General features: G+C 71.0%; 3 protein-coding genes, 1 rRNA gene and 1 pseudogene. All 5 read left to right on the top strand.

All coding sequences use genetic code 11. The annotated features are described in order from the left end of the window. The first annotated feature begins 192 nt into the window (after positions 1-192). A 5S ribosomal RNA gene (gene rrf, locus G567_RS0124805) occupies positions 193-309 on the top strand. Between the two features lie 94 nt (positions 310-403). Next, the gene (ssb, locus tag G567_RS31345) at positions 404-1141 is read left to right on the top strand and encodes a single-stranded DNA-binding protein (RefSeq protein ID WP_084796436.1); all 738 of its coding nucleotides are present in this window, start codon (positions 404-406) and stop codon (positions 1139-1141) included. Positions 1142-1164: 23 nt separating this feature from the next. Continuing rightward, positions 1165-2841: an energy-dependent translational throttle protein EttA gene (gene ettA, locus G567_RS0124795; RefSeq protein ID WP_028932038.1), complete on the top strand. Its 1677-nt coding sequence runs from the start codon at positions 1165-1167 to the stop codon at positions 2839-2841. 99 nt (positions 2842-2940) lie between these two features. Then, the gene (locus G567_RS0124790) at positions 2941-5196 is read left to right on the top strand and encodes a hypothetical protein (protein WP_028932037.1); all 2256 of its coding nucleotides are present in this window, start codon (positions 2941-2943) and stop codon (positions 5194-5196) included. Between the two features lie 94 nt (positions 5197-5290). Next, positions 5291-7323 (top strand): annotated as a pseudogene (locus tag G567_RS0124785) (NAD-glutamate dehydrogenase); the annotation flags it as partial.

Raw genomic sequence — 7323 nt, 5'->3', positions numbered from 1 at the left:
ATAGGCCGGAGATGGACGCCCCGCAAGGGGTGCAGTCGACCGGTACTAATAGGCCGAGGACTTACCCCAACCCGCTGCTCGCATCCACTGTGTGACCCTGAGCACACCACCCCGCCCCCCCGGGCCGGGAACCCACCCCCCGAACACACCAAACACACACCGAACACACCGCTAAAAGACACCGCTAATACGGTCGGTGGCGATGGCGGAGGGGAAACGCCCGGTCCCATCCCGAACCCGGAAGCTAAGCCCTCCAGCGCCGATGGTACTGCACCCGCCAGGGTGTGGGAGAGTAGGACACCGCCGACCCCCAAACCCCCAACGGCCACGGGCCCCGCCACACCGGCAGGGGCCCGTGACCATTTCTTTATTGCCACGGAATTTCCTCGGGCGCTGCCCTGAGATGACCGGGCACGCCGCTCCGGCCGCCGTCGTCGTCGGCTTGCACCCGCACCCGCTAGCACGGCGAGATGACATTTTCGCCGAGTCTGTGCCGACGGCCGCCGACTTATCCACAATGAGGTCCGGTTATCCCCAAAGAATCGAGTGGCTCTGCCTTTCGATGACCTACCACGCGAGGCTTGCTCCCGTCACCGGGGAACACAGACGGGAGAGCGTGATGAGCGATATCTGGACGACGGTGGTCGGCAACATCGCCACGGGCATCAACCGGCGTCGCACGGCGGAGGGGATCGAGTTGGCGAGCTTTCGGGTGGCGAGCAACGAGCGCCGCCTGGACCGGGCAAACGGCACGTGGACGACAACGGGGACGACGTATGTGTCCGTGACGGTGTGGCGGGGCCTGGCACAGAACGTCGGGGCCTCGTTCGTGAAGGGTGACCCCGTCATCGTCTACGGCCGGCTGTCGACCCGCGACTACGAGGACAAGGGCGGCAACCAGCGCACCGACGTCTCCATCGACGCCCACGCGGTCGGCCCCGACCTGTCGTGGTGCACCGCCGCCCTGGCCCGTACCTCGCCGCGCAAGACGCCCGTGCCGTCCGACCATGAGGAGGTCGTCGATGACGAGCGCTCGCACGGCGACGGCACCGCCGAAATCGACGTGCCGAACCCCGCCGAACCGGCGGCCGGCGAGGGCAACGGCCATCTGGTCGGCGTGCTACCGGGCGGCCGGGCCTGACCGCGCGGAACTACCATGTCGTCGTGGCGGAGTTCATCTACACCATGAAGAACGTGCGCCTTGCGCACGGCGACAAGGTCATCCTCGAGAATGCCTCGATCAGCTTCTACCCCGGGGCGAAGATCGGTGTGGTGGGCCCGAACGGCGCCGGTAAGTCGAGCGTGCTGCGCATCATGGCGGGCTTGGACCAACCGAACAACGGCGAGGCCCTCCTCTCCCCCGGAGCGACTGTCGGAATCCTCCAGCAGGAACCACCGCTGAACGAGGAGAAGACGGTCCTCGGCAACGTGGAGGAGGGGGTCGGCGAGATCAAGGTCAAGCTCGACCGGTACAACGCCATCGCCGAACAAATGGCGACCGACTACTCCGACGAGCTCATGGACGAGATGGGCCGGCTGCAGGAGGAACTCGACCACGCCGACGCGTGGGATCTCGACTCCCAGCTCGAACAGGCGATGGACGCATTGCGCTGTCCGCCGGGCGACCTGCCGGTCACCCAGCTGTCCGGCGGTGAGCGGCGCCGCGTCGCGCTCTGCAAGCTGCTGCTCTCCAAGCCGGACCTGCTCCTGCTCGATGAGCCGACCAACCACCTCGACGCGGAGAGCGTGCTGTGGCTGGAACAGTTCCTTGCCTCCTACCCCGGTGCCGTGCTGGCGGTGACGCACGACCGGTACTTCCTCGACAACGTCGCGCAGTGGATCCTTGAGCTCGACCGGGGTCGCACCTACCCATACGAGGGCAACTACTCCACCTACCTGGAGAAGAAGGCCGAGCGAATGGCGGTGCAGGGTAGGAAGGACGCGAAGCTCCGGAAGCGTCTCGTCGACGAGCTCGCCTGGGTGAGGTCGAACCCGAAGGCCCGGCAGGCGAAGAGCCGGTCGCGGCTCGAACGCTATGAGGAGATGGCGGCGGAGGCGGCCCGGCACCGCAAGCTGGACTTCGAGGAGATCCAGATCCCGCCCGGTCCGCGGCTGGGCAACGTCGTGGTTGAGGTCTCGCACCTCGACAAGGGTTTCGACGGCCGACAGCTCATCAAGGATCTGACCTTCACGTTGCCGCGCAACGGCATCGTCGGCGTCATCGGTCCGAACGGCGTCGGGAAGACGACCTTGTTCAAGACGATCGTCGGGCTCGAGCAGCCGGATTCGGGCACGGTGCATGTCGGCGAGACGGTCAAGCTGTCCTATGTCGATCAGGACCGGTCTGGCATCGACCCGAACAAGACGGTGTGGGAGGTGGTGTCCGAGGGGCTGGACCACATGAAGGTGGGCGAGGTCGAGATGCCGTCGCGCGCCTACGTCGCCGCATTCGGTTTCAAGGGTCCGGACCAGCAGAAGCCAGCCGGCGTGCTGTCCGGTGGCGAGCGGAACCGGCTCAACCTCGCGCTGACGCTGAAGCAGGGAGGCAACCTCATCCTGCTGGACGAGCCCACCAACGACCTGGACGTCGAGACGCTGAGCTCGCTCGAGAACGCCCTGGAGCAGTTCCCGGGTTGCGCAGTCGTCATCTCGCACGACCGGTGGTTCCTGGACCGCGTGGTCACCCACATCCTTGCGTGGGAGGGAACCGACGAGAATCCGGCGGCGTGGTACTGGTTCGAGGGCAACTTCGAGGCCTACGAGAAGAACAAGGTCGAGCGACTCGGGGCCGAGGCCGCACGCCCACACCGTGTGACACATCGTAAGCTCACCCGTGACTAACAGCGATCCCGCGTCACAGCGGTGATCTTCGCGAGCGTGCCGGACTGACCCGGGGTAGCCCCGGGGTTCCTCGGGAGGCTGTGTGACGGCGGTGATCGGGTGACGGTGATCGGGTTCGGCACCGGCGGCGAGGACACCCGGAGAACACTCCTGCGGGCGGCGGCGGCGCTCAAGTGGACGCGACCGGAGCTCACCGCCGCACTCGGCGAGTACGTGGTGCAGCTCGCCGAGGCGGCAGGGGACGAGTCCTCGTGGGCGGAGGGCGCCGCATGGCTGTTGCACGGACGTGCCGCAATCGGTGACGCCCGGCAGGATGCCGTCGGCCTCCTCGAACGCCTCGACCGGTTGCCGGGCTGCGACGCGGCCGCGTTGCTCGCCGACCCGGCGGCGATGCGACTGCGGGTCGAACTCGCAGCGGTGGCCCACGACTGCGGGGACAGCAGCCTGGCACACACCCTGCGTCGTCCGCTCGCGGACGATCCCGGGGCCGCCGCAGACATCCACTTCGATGCGCTCGTCAACGACGCCCGCGCCGCGCTGGCCGGGCGGCCCGATCAGCTCGACGACCTCCTCCGCTCCGTCGAGGACGCTGCCGGGGAGCTGCCGGACACGCCGGCGTCGGCCGTCGCCGCGCTGCTGCGTACGGCGGCCGACCGCGCTCACGGCCGGAACGGGGCGGCGGCCGAGCGAGCCGAAGCGATGCTCGGCCGCCTTGGCTGGACCTCGGATCCCGGAGGCAAGCCGGCCGGTGGTGATCACCTGGCGGCCGCATTCGCGACCCAGTGGATCGGGGCGCTGCTCGACGCCGGCTGCGGAACGCAGGCGCGGCGGGCGGCGGAATCCATCGAGTTCCGGCTCGAGGAACAGACCACCGCCAGCCGGCAGATCGCGCAGCTGCGCCTCATGTGGGTCAGGGCGACCACGGGCGGCAACCGGTCCACGGTGACGACCGCCGCGCTCAGCAGAGCGGCGCAGGAGGCGGCCGACGCCGGTGTGCCGGCCCTGGAGGCGGCGTGCCGGACCGCGCTGGCGGAAGTGCACGAGGCGGCCGGACAGCTCGACGTCGCGGTCGCGTCGATGCGGCTCGGAGTGGTCGCCGAACGGCAGGACCAGGAGCGCACCGCGCGGTTCCGGGCGTTGGCCGGCCGGCTTGCCGACGCTGGCCGCCGCACCCAGCGGCCGGCCGCGGAAGACCGGGACGCCGCCGCGACGACGGCGAAACCGACCCCGCATCCACGCACGACGACTGAGCCGACCCGTACCGCGGTCGCGCTCGCCGTTCCGGGGGATGGTCGGCACGGGGCAGCATCGTCGTGGCAGCCGGCGGTCGATTCCCGGACCGACGGGGCCCCGGCCCCAGAGCCCGCGATCGGGCCGAGCGAATCGCCGCTGGGGGACGCCCTGCTCAGCGAGCTGCGCAGCAGCGGGTCTCTGGCGGAGGGGAGGTGGCCCCTGGCCGAGGCCGACCACACCGCGGGACCTCCCTCGCCGTCCACCGACGCGGACGCCTGGGATGGCGGTACCGCGGAAGGGCCGCCGGCCGATCCCGCACGGGCGGCCGGTGACTGGTTGACCGGGGCCATCGCGGAGATCGACAGGGTCTGGGGCGTCCCCATGGCGAGCAGCGCGGAGCCGGCTGCCGAGCCCGATCCTCCGGAGCCGGGGCTGGTGGTCGTGCTGGAACTGGTCGCGGGCGACACGCGGGTGACCGGTCGCGCCGCCCGCGCTGCGATGCGGAGGGTGGGGCGAAGACTCGGCGGCGACCTACCGCCCGGTGCGAGAGTGCGCGACGAGGGCCCCGATGCGGTCGGCGTCGTCCTGCCGGCGTCGAGCCGCGCCTCCGCGGACGGCTGGTTGCGCAGCGTGCTCGGTGACCTCGTCGATGGTCTCCCAGCGGCTGATGAGCTGGAAGGCGTGGTGTTACGGGCCACCACGGCCGGCGCGGCGGACGCACCGGGCGTCGAGATACTGCAGAAGCTTGGGCCGTCGCACGCCGGCGAGGAGACCGCAGGGGCGGACCCCGCGCCGACGTTCGAATCGCGCGGGACCCGCCACGCGACCGACGGCAGGCCACCGTTCCGTCCCGGCAATCTGGATATCGCGCCGGGCAGCGGGGGACGTCGCCATCGGCGCGCCTCGGCGGAGGCCACAACGGCGCTGCCGGCGATCACCGTGGCGACCAAAACCGATCGGCCCCATTCCGGTACCCACGCCGATACCGATCGCGGTGCCGCGACCACCCCGGATGCGGACACACAGCACGACGCCGCCCCGCCCGACCCGGAGCCGGACCTGGCCAACCTCGGCCTGGCGGATCTGCTCGCCGGTGCGCTGGCCGCCTACCGCGGCATGTGATTACCGGGCGTCGCGACGCCGGAGCGCAGGTATGGCGGCGGACTAGGGTGAGGCCAACCGATCACCCGCCCCGTACCTAGTGGAGCTGCGTCTGATGAGTCGGACCGGTGAGCAGAGCGACGCGGAGACCGAATTCGACCGTCTACGGCGCCTCTACCTGCGGCAGACCGCCGAACAGGCGCACACGATCGGTGACTCGCACCCAGACCTCGGGGAGGTGGTGCGCGCCCAGCGGGAGCTGGCCGGACGCCGGGTTCCGGGCGAGCCGCTGATCCGGGTCTCCGAGCGGGACGGCGCGACGGTCGTCGAGATCGTCACAGACGACATGCCCTATCTGGTGGATTCGGTGCTGGCCGGAGTCTCCAGGGTCGGTGACGACGTTCGCAGACTCGTCCACCCCATCGTCGTCGTCCATCGAACGGTGACCGGGGAGCTGCGGGAGGTGCTCGCTGACGCCGACCCCGCCGACCCGCCCACGGGAGCGCTCGTCGAGTCCTGGATGCACCTCGACCTCGGCCTCCTCGCCGGCCGGAGCGAGGCGCTCGAGCGGGAGCTGCGGCAGGTCCTTCAGGACGTGCGCGAGGTGGTCGAGGACGCCGACCGAATGGTGCACCGCGCCCGCCGGCTCGCCGACGAGCTGCTCGCGCAGACGCGAACCGAGGGGGCCGCGAACGTCGCCGAGCTGCTGCGGTGGCTGGTCGACGGACACTTCACCTTCCTCGGCTACCGCCACTACACCGTGCGCGACGGCGCGGGCGAGCGGCTGTACCCCCAGCTGGCCTCAGGCCTCGGGGTGCTGCGCCGCGACACTCTGGCCACCCGCACTCTCGCCCCCGACACGACCACCGCCGCCGCGCCCGACCTTCTCCTGTTCATCCGTGCTCGCGCGGTCAGCCGGGTGCTTCGTCCGGCCCACCCGTACTACGTCGCGGTCCGGACGGTCGACGGGCAGCGCAGGCTCACCGGCGAGCACCGCTTCGTCGGCATGCTCACGGTTGCCGCGCTGCAGGAGAACGTCCTCGACATCCCGGTCGTCGCGCAGCGGGTGCGCGACGCCATCCACCGCGCCGGGATCCCGCTGGAGTCCTACTCCGGGCAGCGGATGCTCGAGGTGCTCTCGGTACTGCCCCGCGAGGAGCTGTTCGGGGCGAGCGCGCAGACCCTGCACGACATCGCGGTCGGCGTGCTCGGGGTGGCCGGGCGACGCGTTGTGCGGGTCTTCCTGCGTCCCGACCCGTACCGCCGCTTCGTCTCCTGCCTGGTCTACCTGCCCCGCGACCGGTACACGACCTCGGCGCGGTTGGCGATGGCCGACGTGCTACGACGCCGGCTCGGCGGCAGCGAGATGGACTACTCCGCGCGGGTCAGCGAGGCGAGCCTCGCGTTCGTCCACTTCACCGTCTACCTCCCGGACGACGCCCGCGACCTCGCGCTGCCCAGCGTCACCGCATTGCAGGACGAGCTCACTGACGCCATCCGAACCTGGGACGACCGGTTTGCCGCCGAGTTCGGCCCGCAGGCCGGTCCCGCGCTGCTCGCCGGGATCCCGGAGGCCTACAAGGCGCAGGTCGAGCCCGCCGACGCAGTGGAGGATCTGCGCAGGCTCCTCGCGCTGGAGCCCGGCGGCCACGATGTGCGCCTCTACACGCCGGAGGGCGCCGAACCCGGCGATCTCGCCATGCGCCGGTTCACCCTCTATCTCGCCGACGCGCCGGTCACCCTCACCGCGATCTTGCCGCTGCTGCAGGACCTGGGGGTGGAGGTGCTCGACGAGCGTCCGGCGGAGTTCGTGCGCCCCGATGGTCGCCGGTGCTGGTTGTACGACTTCGGGTTGCGGTTGGACGAGGCGACCCGCCGCGGGCTGGCCGGGCGGGAGGCGGCCGGGGTGGCGGCCGGGTTCTGCGCGGCGTTTCGGGCGGCCTGGGCGGGGGCGGCGGAGTCGGATCGGTTCAGCGCGCTGGTGCTGCGGGCCGGGCTGGACTGGCGGGAGGCGGCGCTGCTGCGCGCCTACGGGCGCTACGCCCGCCAGCTGGGGAGCCGGTTCGGGCTGGGGTATGTGGCCGAGGTGCTGGCCGCGCACCCGGGGATCGCCCGCGGGCTGGTCGGGTTGTTCCGGGCCCGGTGCGA

This window comes from Pseudonocardia asaccharolytica DSM 44247 = NBRC 16224 (assembly GCF_000423625.1).
GTDB classification, from domain to species: domain Bacteria; phylum Actinomycetota; class Actinomycetes; order Mycobacteriales; family Pseudonocardiaceae; genus Pseudonocardia; species Pseudonocardia asaccharolytica.
This window is presented reverse-complemented; position numbering and strand designations above follow the sequence as displayed.

Bases quoted from the DNA above. Each gene is read 5' to 3' on its own strand.
- ssb (WP_084796436.1), top strand. From the start codon at position 404: ATGACCGGGCACGCCGCTCCGGCCGCCGTCGTCGTCGGCTTGCACCCG.